This is a genomic window from Mesorhizobium sp. B1-1-8 (genome assembly GCF_006442795.2).
Taxonomy (GTDB): domain Bacteria; phylum Pseudomonadota; class Alphaproteobacteria; order Rhizobiales; family Rhizobiaceae; genus Mesorhizobium.
This window is the reverse complement of sequence record NZ_CP083956.1, coordinates 5548979-5564104: the sequence shown is the minus strand read 5'-3', so window position 1 is coordinate 5564104 and position 15126 is coordinate 5548979. Positions and strand designations below refer to the sequence as shown.

Genomic DNA, 15126 nt, shown 5'->3' with positions numbered 1-15126 from the left:
AAATGGCAGGTTCCGCCGTCAGCCGAATTCAACGTCCTCGAGCCGCTCAACCAGCGCCCTTGGTTCTTGAAAACAGAGAGCGCAAGTGGCCAAGGCGTGAATACGCGGGCCCACAAGCTCAATCGCATCAGCTCATGGTGACCCTGGCGAGGAGAAAATGGTCGATACTCGCCTTTGCCATTCTGGGTGGGGTCCTGGCAGCGCTGGTAGGCCTCGCGCGCCCCGTTCTGTTTGAGGCGACCTCTCAGCTTATCATCGATCCGCCGGCACGGAATTCGCTGCCCGCCGTTGGAGCTTCTGCCCAGGATCTGATCGATTCGAGCATCGATGACCACATCACCATGTTGTCGTCACAAGGTCACCTGCGTCGCGTCGCGGCGGCGTTGCAAAAAACAGAAGCCAGCACGCCTGGACAAGGCGCTTCGAAAACCGGAAATTCCAAGCCTGGCCCGGCACCCGGTATCGTTCCGGAAAGTCGTTCGTTTGCAGCCAACCTCATCCAGCGACTTTGGCCGCAGAGCACTGGGGCGACGCAAAGCCCGCAAGCCGCGGCCGATTCCGAACTGAAGCTGTTGAGGAACCGCACCAGGGTTGGTCAGGAGCTGCGATCGAGGATCATTTCCGTAGGTTTCGCCGATGAAGACCCGGCGCGGGCCGCCATGGTGGCGAACACGTTCGCTCAGGTCTATGTCGACGACCTCGCCGAAAAAAGGCAAGCATCGGACAAGCTGGAACTCGATGGGGTCGTTGCCAGTTTGCCTCGCGTGCAAAGCGACCTGGTCGCTGCAACCGATCGTTTGGAGAAGTATCGGCTGAGCCACGGCGCGGTTGATCAAGGCTCGGCGGATAACGCCGCCAAGGAGAGAGCCGATCTCAGCCAGCAGATATCGATGTCCAACGCGGATCTCGCCGCGATGGAATCCCGTCTTCAACGCATCCAGGAGCTTCGCAAGCAGGGCGCACCGGTCGCCTCGCTGGCCGAGGCCATCGGCACGCCCGAGCTGACCGACCTTGCGGCCCGCCTGGCCGGCGCGCCGGCAGACAAGGATTTGAATGAAGCGATCGACCGTCAGGTCGAGCAAGCCGTCGCCGGCATTACCGCCGAGGTGAACATCTATCGGGCTCAGGTCGGGGCTCTGGAAGATCGCAAGAATGTTCTGGACGCTGTCGTGGCCGACACTGCCGGCCGGCTTTCCGGGTTGCGGGCGCTCGAGCCTCAGGTCGCCCTGCTTACGCAGCGCTACAACGACCTTCTGAGCCAGCAGCAGGATTTGATCAGGCGCATCGCAGCTCCTACAGCGGGAGTTTCCATCCTTTCCCCGGCATGGCCGCCGACCAAACCGCAAACCTTGCCACCTGTTTTTCTCATCCCGCCGGGAATGATTGTCTTTGCCATCCTGGCTGCGATCTTCGTCCTTGTGCGCAATCGCTTCAACCGCTCGTTGCGTGGCGAGGCCGAAGCCGAAGCCGAGCTCAGAGTTCCTTGCCTGGGGCTTGTTCCCGAGGCCGGGCAAGTACACCTGAAGCAGCTCCGGGAGATCGTTCTACACCGGAACAAGTCGGCCTATAGCCGGGCCGTGACATCTCTGCTGGTCTCTGCGACACCGAATAGAGCGGGAACGCGTTCACCGCATACGATCCTTGTGGCGTCCAGCGTGCGCGATGATGGGGGGTCGGAACTTGCATGGAGCTTGGCCTTGGCCGCCACACGTCTGGACGGTCCAGTCCTTCTGGTCGATCTTGAACGCACGGGCAATCAACTCACCCGCGAGTTCCTTCACCAGTTCGGCGGCCCCAAGTCTCGCCGTTCCTTCGGCGACTTCATCAGCAACCGCTGTATCCTGGAGGATGCGGTCGCCAGCATTCCTGAAATCGGCATAGACCTGATGACTGTAGGTGCTTCGGAGGACCTGCTGGCTCTTCTGTTTCACGCAGACAGCTCCGATTGCCGGGACGAACTGCATGCGGCATACCGCGTCGTCATCATAAACGGGCCGTCGGGGCTTGCCGGGCCCGAAGCCAGGTTCCTGGCCGGCTGGGCGGACGCCATTCTTCTTGCCGTTCGCTGGGGCTGGACGTCGCGCAGTGTCGCTCGCGGAGTGTTGGAACTGCTGCAGGGGGATGGAGCCGCTTCGGTCCCAACGGGAAGCGTCCTTACGCGCGTGAACCTCAAGCAGCATGCCAGGTATCGGCTCGGCGACAGCGCAGATCTTTTGCACGAGAAGATATCGTGAGGATCACCGGATCGGCGGGGGGATAAAGCATGTCTCCCGAAAGTGTGCAGCGCTTTCGGGATAAAGACATGCTTTAGGTCGTTTCATCGGCGCCGGGCCGTTCACTTGCTACTGGGCCTGGCGACCACTCCTGTAGCGCCGGCTACGAGACCTTGTCGATCCTGGCCCAGAGCGCGCTGCCGCCCAGCGTGGATGCGTTGCTGACCGCATACGCCCATGCCGGCAGCCTTGACGGTGAAATCGCAAGCGCAGTCAAACCCTGGGCAATCCGCTGCGCTTTGCTCCGCGGCAAGGCGCGCACGAACTCACTCAACGTGCCCGGCTTCTGCGCCTTTCGCAAAAAGCTATGTACTATATCCTGCTTCAGGAACTTGGCGAGATCGAACGGTTCCCGCTCGCATTTGCTCAATTGCAAGCCGTGTCGCTCACATATCGCGCTGAACGCTTCTTTCGTCCACCGGCCGATATGGTTAGGCGGCATGTCTACGAGCGAGCCATAAGCCTCCATATAGTATGTTCGGTTCTCATTTGGCACCGCAATGAAGATAGTTCCTTGCGTTTTTAACAGATAGTTTAATCGGGCAAAGACGTCATCGACTTTATCCATATGCTCGAAGACCTGAAACATGAAAATAAAGTCGAAAGAGTCTTTCAGAGGGTCGAAGCTGGATTGTCGAAAATCGCTCGAAAAGGTCTTGAACCCTTTCGATTCCAATACCGATAGCGATATTTCGTTGTAGTCGGCCGCGGAAATATCTGAAATATTGAAGAATTTATTCTTGACGCAGTCGAGAAAATACCCGAGCCCGGCTCCTATCTCGAGGGTGGTTTTCCCTAAAGTGTCAAGGCCTGTGAGCTCTTCGATTGTCCTTGCATACTCCCATTTCATGGTTGGAAAGCAAGGGTACACCAAAGCTAAGTTATAGAATTCGGCGCCGCCCGCGACAAAGGGATCCGCAAATCCGAATCCGCAATCCGAGCACTTGCGGACATCGCAGGTGTTGCCGCCCCAGAGGTCCGACAGATGGCACGTTAACTTTCGAGAGCGATCGGGATACTGACGCGGATTGATGAAATGTCGAGAGGCCTCGTCCGCTGTCACCTCGAACAATTTCGAAGTTGATGTGCTGCCACACCCCGGACAAATGGTCATTTCGCTTGTCCCAAAGCCTGACCGAACGAAACCGCGAGGCAAAATGCGATTTGCTGAGCTTACGATGGCTCTCGAACGCCACCATCATCCATCTGAATGACAGGCGTTCGGCGCTGCGAATTGTTATGCTCCGCCGCGGGTGCAGCCTTACGCGCGTGCAACGGGCGACCAGGTCAACAAGCGCCACGATGAAAGTCGCTTTGCGAGATTTGTGTCACAGGGGACGATACGGGTTCAACACATAGCCGCTCTGCCGGATGGTCTCATTCAGGTGAATGATGGCGAGGCCAGGCGCCTGTCGTAAGCTCCTCGGACCGCGATGACCTTGCCTCCTCGGAAGCGCGAACTCATGTCACACAGCGACAGCGACCTTCTGAGATCCAAGACGGTTCCCAGGGCTGAGAAGGCTACCAACCTTTCGCCGAGCCCGATCGGCAAAATCGTCCGTGCGGCGAGCGGCGTGTCGGCCATGGCTATCGCCGGGCAACTCATCCTCGTCGCGACCATTCCGGTGTTGACCCGGCTCTACTCCCCGGCCGATTTCGGCATCTTCACTATCTACCTTTCGACGGTAAACATACTGGGCGCGGTCGCAGCACTGCGCTTCGAGGCTTCTCTCTACGGCGTCAAGGACACCGGGCAGACCTATATCACGGTCAAGCTCATTCTGCTGGCCGTCGCGGTCACGAGCGTGCTGACCCTTGCGGCGGGAGGGGCCTTGTTGAGCATTGCGCCCGGCGAGGTCGCATACCTTGTCTGGCTCGTTCCGATCGGGATGGGCGGCGCTGCTCTCGTCGAAACGATGAACTGCTGGAGCCTGCGCGCCGGGCTGCTGCGCGACTTCGCCCTTGGCCGCCTGATATTGCCCGCGACCATGGCTTTCCTGCAACTGGCTTTCGGGTTTGCCCATCTCGGGGGCGAAGCCATGGTGTATGCCCACATCCTCAGCCAATTCGTCTTTCTCGCCTTCCTGGGCTCCCGGATTCTGACCTGGGAGGACGTGCGCGGCATCGTCCAGGCGCCGTGGCGAAGCGTCTTCAACAAGGCCAGGAGGGAATACAAATTCCCATTGTTCGACATTCCCGCGACGCTGGGGAGCTACGCCATCAACAACCTTCCGGCGATTATGGTCGGTTCGTTGTTCGGTGCCGCCTTTGCTGGCTATCTCGGGGTTGCTGCGCGGCTGATAACCGGACCTATCGTGCTGATCGCCACGCCGCTCAGCAACGTCTTTGTCGCCGAGGCGAACAAGAACAGCAATCGCGGCCACATGCTCGGCATCGCATGGGGCCTCTTGATCCTCGCAGCCTGTCTTACCTCACTGCCGATATTGGCGCTCGGACTGGCAGCGCCCTATCTTGTCGTTCCGCTTCTAGGCCCGGCCTGGATGCCCACCGCACAGATCATGACCGCCCTGGCGTTCATGGGCGCCGTGCAGGCGTTGTCGACGCCGCTCAGCGAAGTCCCGGCCCTGCTGCGGCGGCAGGAGGTGCGGCTTGTCGTCGACGCCGCGCGGATCGCGCTTGTGTTTGGTCCGCTGCTCGCCGGGGCCAGGGCCGGTTGGGAGCCTCTCAACGTCATCTATCTCATGGCGGCAGGCGGCACGGTCGGCTTTGCTCTCAAGACCGCGGCCTCGCTGTACCTTTTGAAGGCCGATGTGGAGTTGGCACCGGCGCTCCTGCCCCAAGCTCATGCACCATCGCAAGGAAAGACACAATGAAGCCTCTCGTGAGTAGCGATGCAGGTCCCGCAGGGGGGGCTCGGCCGGCCACGGGTTTCCCGTCGCGAGACGACGACGAGACGAAGCTGTCACGGCTTGATCGACTTCAGCCGGATGCTTCGAATGCACGTCCATTCATTTCAGTCGCCGTCCCGACCTTCCGCCGCCCTGACACCATCAGCCGCACCATCGATAGCATCCTGGGACAGGATTTTTCGAACTGGGAACTGGTTGTCAGCGATGACGAGGGACGGCAGGGGCCGAGTTGGGCGATCCTGGACGAATACGCCCGAAATGACCCTCGCGTTCGGATCGTGGAAAACCACGGCGAGCGAGGGCAGGTGGAGAATACCAACAACGCCATGCTTGCGTGCACCGGAAACTGGATCAAGTTGCTGCACGACGATGATTGGTTGGCCCCGGGAGCTCTCAAGAGATTTGCCGAAATCTCCCTGAAACACCCCTCGGCGGCATTCATGACCTGCGCAGCCAACGTTGTCGAGGAGGGCCGGGTGATACTGCGCTCGGCGCCGCCGGAAGATAATCAAGTTTCGCTCTATTCGAGCCAGCAGTGCCTGACCGACCTTTATCTGGTCCGCACCACCAGGAGCCTGGGCATCATACCGTCGACGCTCTTGATAAACAGCAACGTCATTCACGCCGGATGCCGGATGCGGGCGCATAAGTCGATCCCCGCCGGCGTCGACCAATTGTTCTTCGTGGATCTGGCCCGGCACGGGGAGATGGTTGCCATCAATGAAGGTCTGATCTTCTACGATGCGACGCGTCATCCGAGCATCACGACAACGAAGAGCTATGAGGATGTGGACGAGGTGACCCTGGCTGTGAAACAGCTCAATTGGCGTCTCATCGAGGACAGGGAAGGCCTCCCCGATCCGGAGACCCTCCTGCGCGCGCTGCGCGTTGCCCGCATTCCGGCCAGGTTCAGGTATCAGTCCTGGCGGGCAACCATGCGGGATGCGGTGCAAATTCTTCGCCCATCGGTTATGAGAATTGCCAATCAATACGTCCGGGAATATCTGTTCAGGATCCGCCCGAAACTCGGCCCGTTGCAGACCCGCAGACGCGCAGGGCAAAGCGGCGAGCTGGCGGGTTAGAGAGCAATTCCAGGAAAAGTGTGAAGCGGTTTTCCGTCCGGAATTGCGTCATCAAAAGAGACAGAGCCGGTCGGCGTTTCCGTGAAACGATGAACCGGTCTGGCGCATTCCCGATTCAGCTGCATGCATCTCGCATCTCGCGTCCGGGCGGATTGCGAGTTTAAAGGCTGCCGCCAGCCGCGCGATCGATTTTTTGCTTGCCTGGCTGTGACCGAAACGGGTCGCAGCGTTTACGGCAATACCGAGATGCGCCCTAAAAGAGCGACCAATTCCGCCTGGCGCCTCGTCTCCGTCTTGGCGAACAACGAGGCGAGCTGAGTACGGATGGTGGTTCGGCTAAGCCGGCAACGCTCGGCGATTTCCAAGGGGGCATCGCCTCGCGCTAGGCGCAACGCCAGATGCGTTTCGGCGCCGGTCAAGCCGAACATCTTTTGCAGGGTCAGAGGGTTCGGCCCGGACCTGGGCTGGCGGTCGAGCAATGCCACTATGATCGACCTGTCTGGAGTAGCAACTCCCTGCTCGTCAAGGATGACCGGGCGATCGCCAACGCTGCGTATTACGATCCAGGACAACGAGCCTGGGACAAAATGAGTGGGCACGTTGGCTATCAGGCTCCTCAGCGCCCCCGAAAGACCGCTCGGTTGATCCACGGTGTCCCCATAATTTTCGAGAATGGTTTCAGCAGCCGCGTTCCATTGGAGCACTCTCTTGGATTCGCTCAGCACAAGCCAGCCGCAGCCTATGCGATCGAGCATACCTGTTATTGTATCCAGTCCGGGCCGCCTGCTTTCGCTCGCGATGCTCGGCTTGTCGGCTTTGTGATCAAAGCTGTGCGCGTAGCCCAGGGCAGGCGGCCTGCTGCCATGGCCTGCCGCCACTATATGTCGCGTCTTGTACCCCGTGTCGTTCTGCCCACCGATCGGATTCATCGCCCATCACCATCGTTGTGTAATCTCTGGCTACCGGTGCACTGACGCCAAGCTGCTGCTGGCCGGGTCAATTTGCGTTCCATAGCCAGAAAGTTTCGCTTTTGATTTTAATAAGGCGCGACTTTGATGCACGGAAGCGAACAGGCGTACTAGATTGGGCACTCGAGGGTCTAAGCTCGACGGGCTAGGCCGAACGTTGTAGTTAGATGGCATGAGGTTGCCCGGTCCAATCCTGTCGGACAGCATACGGACCCACCTGGCGTCGACAGTCGTATTGCTCGCGACGCTACTCTTCGAGGCGAAGGCCTTTCTGGCGGGCGGCGCCGACCTGGGTTTTCTTGAGTTTGTGCCGGCGATAGTCATCATCGCTTTCCTGGAGGACCGCTGGCCTGCGGTCGCTGCGACCGTCGTGATGGTGGCTGTCGGCTTGGGCGTCCGGACGCTGACCAATGGCCAGTTGCGGGCCGAAGATTGGGCACGCGCCATTCTCCTGTTGCTTTCGGGGGGGATGATTGCCTTCCTGTTCCATCGGTCGAAGCGGAGCTTGCGCGAAGCACTCGATGTCAGGCTGGCTGCAGTCGAGGCTGCCGAGTCGCGATACCGCCGGGCTTTTGAACGGGCTGCCATGGGGTTTGCCACCGCCAATGCGAAAGGCGAGTTGCTGTGGTTGAACAGGCGCCTTTGCGGAATGTCGGGCTATGGCGAAGGCGACCTCGTCGGCCGGCAGATGGAAACGCTCATTCATCCGGACGACAGTCATTCATTCATGAAATCGCTGCGGGCTTTGAGCGCCGATACGCCTTCGTTCGGATCAGAAATCCGTTTGATAAGACAGGACGGTTCCACGTTCTGGGCCCGCCTGACGCTTTCTCTGTCAACGCCGGAAACGGTGCCATCGGACAGCGTGTTTGTCGTCGTGGACGACATCACCGAACCACGAGCTGCCCGCGAAGCACTGGTGGCTCAGAAAGCGTGGCTTGACCTTGCACTGTCTGCCGGGAGGCTGGGCACGTGGCGAATAGACTACGACGAAGGGGTCATTTCAGGTTCAAGCCAGTTTTGGGAAATTCTCGGTCTACCCCAGGCTGCGCTCCATTCTCTGGACGACATGCAAGTGCACGTCCACCCGGCGGACTGGCCAAAACTCGCGTCTCCTCCGGCAAGGGATGCGTCGGCAACCAACTATGACGCGGAGATCCGGCTCCGGCGTGCGAACGGGCAGATCCGCTGGATTGCCTTGCGGGGGCGGCAGGAAAACCGCAACGGTCACAACCAGCGGATTGGCGTCGCGGCGGACTTGACCGAGCGAACGCAAACGATCCTCTTGCGTGCGGCGGTAAGAAAGCAGGAACGCCTGATGCTCGAACAGCGGCATAGATTCAGCAATTTGTTCCCGGTGATCGCGGCCGTGGTGAATTTGGTCGACGCGCCGGACGATAACCTCGTCAAGTACAAGGAGACTCTCCTCGAGCGAATTCGCGTGCTCCAGGCGACGCATCTGCTGCTGCTGGGCAGCGCCAATGCATCTGCCACCGTCCATGATCTTGTCCTCCAGGAGCTTCGGCCCTTTGCCGAAGCAGGCAGAACAGCGGTGACGGGCCCTCAGATCAAAATTTCAAGCGGCGCGGCCGAGAGCTTCGCGATGATCGTCCACGAACTTACGACCAATTCGGTAAAGCACGGCGTGCTTGGCAGTTCACAAGGCAAGGTCGAGGTTCGTTGGGCTTTCGCCTCCAGCCCGGAAGGCGAGGTCGTGTTCGAGTGGATCGAGACCGGCCACCCAAGCGTCTCTCCGATCACACGCCATGGTTTCGGGTCAATGGTTCTGGGTGCCGACGGAACGCCGCTGGTAGGTCACTCTTCAAAACTGGAAATGACCGATGGCGGGCTGCGATATTCCCTCCGCCTGTCGCGGAAGGAAATCCAGGCCTGACTCATATCGTGCCCAACCATGTCTTTATCAAAACGGCCGCTTCCGTGCGATTGCGAACGCCCAGTTCCCGCAAGATTGCGGCCGCATGAATTTTCGTTGTTGCCTCGGCGATATCAAGATCCCGGGCGATTTCCTTGTTCGAATACCCTTCGGCCATCAGCTTCAGGACATCCTTCTGCCGGGACGTCAGTCTCTCCAGGAAGCGGGCGCCGATGCCATTTCGATGTGGAACCTCGAGCGGTTGCGGCTCCTGGCCTCCGGAGTTTCGGGATAGAAGGGCGGGCACGTAAATTCGACCTGACAGGATCTCTTTGACCGCCAGCACGACCTCTTCGTCTTTTTGCGATTTGACGATGTAGCCGTGGAGTCCCACCGAGAGAGCCGTCAGAATTTCCGAACGGGAATCGTTTCCGGTAACGATCGCAAACCGCGTTTCTGGATAAGCCACCAAGACATCGCCGAGCACCTCCTGATTGAGGAGTCCCGGCATGTTCAGGTCCAGCATTGCAAGATCGATGGGCCCTTGTTCCGCAAGAAGGCCGACCACGGCATCGAAACACGTCGCCTCGAATATTTCTACGCCCGGGATGCCCGCAGTCAAGGCCAGGCGCAGGCCACGTCGATACAGACCGTGATCATCGGCGATGATAATCTTATACATGTGACCCCAACGCTCACACTGCCCTATCGGGCACCAACCGCAATCGTCTTACACCCCCAGAAGGCATGGATATGTGACGGTCCACACAGCCTACGGTTAGTCAAAACATGCCTGCCCCCGGATCCCTCCTTTTAATTCGACCTGTCTAACTTAGCAAAGTGCTCCTCGGTTAACCAAGATTCAAGTCGGACCTTGGTCCCTCGGCGGACCCGCAGGGCACCCATTGGCCGCCAGCGATGCGAATGGGGATCATACGGATTTGAGCAGAAAAATGGATCGAGATTGCCATTCGAACGCACGACGACAGTCTGCCGCCAGGGGCATAATTTTCCCTACCAAGTTCGGATTGCTGCATGTCCGGCAGGCCGTGAGCCGATGGGATTTCACTGATCCTGTCGACGGATAGGAGCTTCCGGACGCTGACTTTGATCGTGGCCGTTGTCGGCTGTGCGTAGGAGGATCGTATGAAAGCGGTTATTCAATGCGGCGGAATGGGGATGCGCCTTCGGCCATTCACGTCGGTTCTGCCGAAGCCTCTGATGCCCATCGGCGCCCGGCCGGTCCTTGAGTTGCTGCTCAAATGGCTGCGGCGCAACGGCATCGCGGACGTGTATGTCACAACCGGTTATCTCGGTCATTTGATCCGCAGCGTCTGCGGCGACGGTTCGCAGTGGAACCTGAAGATCCGATACACGCAGGAGATGGAGCCGCTCGGGACCATCGGTCCACTCTCCCTGATCAGGGATGAGCTGGACGAGCCGTTTCTTGTCCTCAACGGCGACGTGCTCACCGACTTGAGCCTCAGTCGATTTGTGGCGGCGCACCGCCAGCACAAGGATTCGGTCACGATAGCGACCGCCTCGCGCATCACCAAAATGGACTTCGGTGTTATTGATGAAGTGAACAATACCGTGCAGGTTTTCCGGGAAAAACCGGCGTTCACTCACCTGGTAAGCATGGGCATATACTGCATGAATCCGGACGTTCTGCAGTTCATTCCCTCGGGCATACCTTTCGGGTTTGACGATCTCATGCTGCAGATGCTTCAAGGCGGAAGCGCTGTGCACGTCTATAAGCACGACGGTCTTTGGCTGGACATCGGCCGCGTCGAAGATTTCCAGAAGGCGCAGGAGATTTCCTGGGAGGAGCAGTCGGCTTCGATCGAGGTCGCCGCCGCGGCAGCATGAGGCGCTTGTCGACACAGCCGCAAAGACCATCAAGGAGGTAAGAATGCTCTTGGTGAGTGCTCCCGTCTTGGGCGTGCCAGAGAAAGTTGCTTTGTCCAAGGTGATCGACAGCGGTTGGCTGACTATGGGCGAGCGGGTGAGGTCGTTTGAAGAGGCGTTTGCCGTAATGCATGGCGCCGAAGACTGCGTCGCGGTCAACTCCTGCACGGCAGCGCTTCACCTCATCCTGTATGGGCTTGGAATCGGCCCTGGCGACGAGGTCCTGGTGCCTTCGCTGACCTTCGTGGCGACCGTGAACGCGGTCCTCTATGTCGGCGCCAAGCCGGTTTTCGTCGACATAGAATCCGCGGACGTGCCGCTGATGTCGATAGCGGAAGCAGAGGCACGCTGCACCTCGCGGACCAGGGCCGTGATCCTCGTCCATTTCGCGGGCTATCTCGCCGACAAGGCGGAATGGCAGGCGTTCGCTAGCGTACGGGGGCTCTACATCGTCGAGGACGCAGCCCATGCTCCCGGCTTGAAAGACGTTGGGACGTTTGGTGCCGGTGCAGCGTTCAGCTTCTATGGCAACAAGAACATGACCACCGCGGAGGGCGGGGTCGTCATTACACGGGATCCTGACCTGCGGGAGAAGATACGCCTGGCCCGGGGGCACGGTATGACTAGCGGAACGCGCCAGAGGCTGAACAGCCGCACGCCGCAATATGATGTGACCATGCTCGGCTTCAACTACCGCATGGACGAGATGCGGGCCGCAATCGGCCTGGTTCAGTTGCGCAACCTGCAGGAATGGAATGAGGTCAGGCGCATCCTGGTTGCCCTGTATCGGCGCCTCATCACGGCGCGCTGTCCGTCCATCACAATGCCATTTGGCGAACCGCGCACCTCGGCATACCACATCATGCCGGTCCTCTTGCCGCGCCACGTCGACAGGCAATGTGTCATCGATGAATTGCGCGCCCAGGGCATACAGACCACAATTCATTATCCGCCCGTGCATCAGATGACGTTGTACCGGGAACGCTGCCCGGGGGTTCACCTGCCGCGCACCGAGGATTTCGCCGAGCGCGAACTGACGATTCCGCTGCATCCCCAGATTACATCGCCAGTGGCGGAGGCGGTCGTGGACGCTCTGGCAGCCGCGCTCGAGGACGCCGCCCGGGCAGGAGCCGCCGCATGAATGCATTTGACTTTTCCATCCTCCAGCCGCCCGTGACAGGGACAAATCACGGGTTTGTCAGGCGAGCGATGGACATTACCGTCGCATGTGTGGCCGCCGCCGTTCTAATGCCGCTGATGCTGCTGATCGCCATCGCGCTTTGGCTCGAAGGCGGGTGGCCCGTGCTCTTTGTTCAGCCCCGCCTGGGCGCCGGCGGCCGGCTCTTCCGCATGTACAAGTTCCGAAAATTTGCTGTTCGCTGTGAATCGGGAGGTCTCGCGCTGACACTTGCCGATGACAGTCGCATGACGACGATAGGTCGGGTCCTTGCCCTCGCCAAGCTCGATGAATTGCCGCAGCTTTGGAACGTTCTGAAAGGTGAGATGGCAATAATCGGACCGCGACCCGAAAGTCTTGATTTCGCCGAGTGTTTCAGGGACGGCTACGAAGCGGTTTTGCAATACAAACCGGGCTTGCTTGGTCCAGCGCAGATCTTCTTCCGCCGCGAGGCCCTTTTTTATCCTCGTGATGTGGATCCAATAAGTTTCTACAAGGAAGTTTTGTTCCCGGCAAAGGCGAGGATAGATCTCTCCTATTATTCTCGACGCACGATTGTCTCGGACATTGGGCTCATCGTGCGGGGCGTTTTCGTTGTTCTTGAGCTGGGTTTGCCGCGTCTGACCGATAGGGCGGCGTTCCGCATGTCCTCAGAGCTCATTCGCAAGGTCAGAACCCAAATTATGCGAGGATTGTCCGGTCCATGAACTATAAGGGCAAGAAAGTTCTCGTCACCGGCGCAGATGGATTCATCGGATCACATCTGACCGAAGCGCTCGTCCGCAACGGAGCGGATGTCACGGCGTTGGCCCTCTACAATTCTTTCGATAGTCACGGCTGGCTGGATGACCTGCCGGAAGACATCCGAAATCACCTCAAACTCGTCCGCGGCGACGTCCGCGACAGTGCGTTCCTGAACCGGATCGTGCGCGGCCAGGCTGTCGTCTTCCATCTCGCCGCGCTGATTGCCATTCCATACTCGTATGCGGCCGCCCAGTCATATGTGGAGACCAACGTCATGGGCACGGTGAATGTCCTCGAAGCGGCGCGCCAGTGGGAAACGGAACGTGTGGTGCACACCTCGACCAGCGAGGTTTACGGCACCGCCTTGAGCATGCCGATCAGCGAGTCCCACCCGCTGCAGGGGCAATCGCCATACTCGGCTTCCAAGATCGGCGCCGACATGATGGCGGAATCCTACGCTCGATCGTTCGATGTGCCGGTCGTGATCCTTCGTCCCTTCAATACGTTTGGGCCCCGGCAAAGCGAACGGGCAATCGTGCCGACGATCATCAGGCAGGCCCTCGATCCGAAATGTGCCGCGATCATGGTGGGAGATACCAGCCCGGTCCGCGACCTTACCTTCGTTGAAGACACCGCGGCGGCTTTTCTGAAGTCGGGCTCGGCCGAACTCGAATTCGGTCACGCCTACAATGCCGGAAGCCAGCGCGCAGTGACCATATCGGATGTGCTGGAGCTGGTGCTCGAGTTGAGCGGTTCCAACAAGCCGGTCCATCGAGACGAAAGCCGATTGAGGCCGCAAAATTCCGAAGTCCGCGCCTTGCTGGCGAATTCATCCCGGCTCGAGGTCGCAACCGGATGGAGGGCGCAAACGAGCCTGCGCGAAGGCTTGGCCCGAACCATCGCGTGGTGGCGCGCGCGCCTCAGCGCGGGCCGGGTGCGTCATGAAATGGGCTATATGACATGAGGTTTCACTCGCTTGCAGCGGTATTGTTCCTGATTGCCGCTGCCGCATTTTTAGATCTGCGGGTGGCCGGCAGTCACGGACGCAACCTGTTGACCGGGTTCGTCGCGCCGGTGCCGATGGATCTGCCGGATTATCTTCGTCCCGCGTCCGACCCGGCATTCGGCACAAGCTTCGTTCGCATCACCAAGCCGGGGTCTCTCGGGAATGGTGTGGTTTGCGGCCCCAAATATTGCAGCCATCGTTATTCGAGCGCTCAAGCCTGGAACGCCGACCAGAGTTTGCTCGTTCTCATGAACGGCTGCAACGGGCTGTGCTTTCTCGACGGGCACACCTATGTCGCGTTGTTTCGCCGTTACCGGGGGGGTGAATGCGAATGGCATCCGCGAAACGCGGATCTGATGATCTGTGTTCAAGACCGGAAGATTTCGACCTGGGCGCCACGGACAAACCACGAAGACGTCCTGTTCACCTCGACGGATTACCACGATCTGCAGTTTGGACCATCGAAAGGCAATCCAAGCCGGGACGGCGGGCGCATCGCGGTGCGCGCAACTCGCAAGGACGGCAAGGCAGTTGTCTTTGCCTATGATCTCAATCAGCGGCAGAAGTTCCCCGACATAGATCTTGCCCAGGTTCCCGGAACAACCAGTTCCTGCACGATCTCCCCACTTGGCGCGAATATTCTGTGTTTTCAAAACCTTTGGGACGGGACCGAGCAGAGGGCCATCTTCGCGGTCGATGGCACCTTGCGTCAGAGGTGGACGGACCATCATCGGCCAGGCCACGGCGACCTCACGCTCGACGACGACGGCAGCGAAGTCTACGTTGGCGTCAGCAAATCCGATCCGGACAAGTACCAGATAATCAAGCGCCGGCTTTCGGACGGAAAGGTCACCTCCCTCACTGCGCATGGTGAGGCCGAGCATACATCGACCCGCGCGCTGGACAGGCCCGGTTGGGCATTCATAAGCTATGGCGGCGATCCGCGCGAAATATCAGGCGATCCGACCGCGGCTCCGTATGCCCGCGAAGTCATCGCGCTTCGCATCGACGGCAGCGGTGCCGTTCTTCGGATATTGCAGACACGAAATCCTCCCTCCGACTATTGGAGCGAGACGCATGCCTCGCCGTCTCCGGATGGATCCCAGGTGATCTGGTCAAGCAACTGGGGCGTGCCGGGCGGCCCCGTTTATGACTTCGTCTCCCGTGTCGATTGGCCCAAACAACAGAACCGGAAGGAGATTGTTGCGAATGGTCAACCCTAGCC

At 59.5% G+C, this 15126-nt stretch carries 12 protein-coding genes; 9 read left to right on the top strand and 3 right to left on the bottom strand.

Going from position 1 to position 15126, the window contains the following annotated elements:
* The first annotated feature begins 2 nt into the window (after nt 1–2).
* Complete coding sequence (locus FJ974_RS27090; RefSeq protein WP_140532971.1) at nt 3–2234, top strand: GumC family protein; 2232 nt, start codon at nt 3–5, stop codon at nt 2232–2234.
* Nucleotides 2235–2376: 142 nt separating this feature from the next.
* Here FJ974_RS27090 and FJ974_RS27085 read toward each other — a convergent pair whose 3' ends face one another.
* Entirely contained in the window at nt 2377–3387 is a 1011-nt protein-coding gene (locus FJ974_RS27085) for a class I SAM-dependent methyltransferase (RefSeq protein ID WP_140532972.1), read from the bottom strand.
* A 349-nt stretch (nt 3388–3736) separates the two neighbouring features.
* On the opposite strand from FJ974_RS27085, the gene FJ974_RS27080 reads away from it, so the two are divergent.
* Nucleotides 3737–5107, top strand: a complete 1371-nt coding sequence (locus FJ974_RS27080) for a lipopolysaccharide biosynthesis protein (protein WP_140532973.1) — start codon at nt 3737–3739, stop codon at nt 5105–5107.
* Nucleotides 5104–6225, top strand: a complete 1122-nt coding sequence (locus FJ974_RS27075) for a glycosyltransferase family 2 protein (protein ID WP_140532974.1) — start codon at nt 5104–5106, stop codon at nt 6223–6225. Before FJ974_RS27080 ends, FJ974_RS27075 begins: the two co-directional genes overlap by 4 nt.
* Before the next feature lie 230 nt (nt 6226–6455).
* On the opposite strand, the gene FJ974_RS27070 is transcribed toward FJ974_RS27075, so the two are convergent.
* Nucleotides 6456–7154 carry a helix-turn-helix transcriptional regulator gene (locus tag FJ974_RS27070; protein WP_226891423.1) on the bottom strand — a complete coding sequence of 233 codons (699 nt, stop codon included), beginning with the start codon at nt 7152–7154 and terminating at the stop codon, nt 6456–6458.
* Between the two features lie 274 nt (nt 7155–7428).
* Here FJ974_RS27070 and FJ974_RS27065 point away from each other — a divergent pair, with 274 nt between their 5' ends.
* The gene (locus FJ974_RS27065; protein WP_319023050.1) at nt 7429–9087 is read left to right on the top strand and encodes a PAS domain S-box protein; all 1659 of its coding nucleotides are present in this window, start codon (nt 7429–7431) and stop codon (nt 9085–9087) included.
* Between the two features lies 1 nt (nt 9088).
* Here the strand turns inward: FJ974_RS27065 and FJ974_RS27060 are convergent, their stop codons facing one another.
* On the bottom strand, nt 9089–9748 hold the full coding sequence (locus tag FJ974_RS27060) for a LuxR C-terminal-related transcriptional regulator (RefSeq protein ID WP_140532976.1): 660 nt from the start codon (nt 9746–9748) through the stop codon (nt 9089–9091).
* A gap of 464 nt (nt 9749–10212) precedes the next feature.
* On the opposite strand from FJ974_RS27060, the gene FJ974_RS27055 reads away from it, so the two are divergent.
* The 5 genes from FJ974_RS27055 to FJ974_RS27035 are packed head-to-tail and all read left to right on the top strand — an operon-like array spanning nt 10213 to nt 15124.
* The gene (locus tag FJ974_RS27055) at nt 10213–10935 is read left to right on the top strand and encodes a nucleotidyltransferase family protein (RefSeq protein WP_140532977.1); all 723 of its coding nucleotides are present in this window, start codon (nt 10213–10215) and stop codon (nt 10933–10935) included.
* A 43-nt stretch (nt 10936–10978) separates the two neighbouring features.
* Nucleotides 10979–12115 (top strand): DegT/DnrJ/EryC1/StrS family aminotransferase, encoded by a 1137-nt coding sequence (locus FJ974_RS27050; RefSeq protein WP_140532978.1) that lies wholly within the window; start codon nt 10979–10981, stop codon nt 12113–12115.
* Nucleotides 12112–12858, top strand: a complete 747-nt coding sequence (locus FJ974_RS27045; protein ID WP_140532979.1) for a sugar transferase — start codon at nt 12112–12114, stop codon at nt 12856–12858. The genes FJ974_RS27050 and FJ974_RS27045 overlap by 4 nt, the downstream gene beginning before the upstream one ends.
* Complete coding sequence (locus tag FJ974_RS27040) at nt 12855–13859, top strand: SDR family NAD(P)-dependent oxidoreductase (protein ID WP_140532980.1); 1005 nt, start codon at nt 12855–12857, stop codon at nt 13857–13859. Before FJ974_RS27045 ends, FJ974_RS27040 begins: the two co-directional genes overlap by 4 nt.
* On the top strand, nt 13856–15124 hold the full coding sequence (locus FJ974_RS27035) for a hypothetical protein (protein WP_140532981.1): 1269 nt from the start codon (nt 13856–13858) through the stop codon (nt 15122–15124). Before FJ974_RS27040 ends, FJ974_RS27035 begins: the two co-directional genes overlap by 4 nt.
* The last annotated feature ends 2 nt before the right edge of the window (nt 15125–15126 follow it).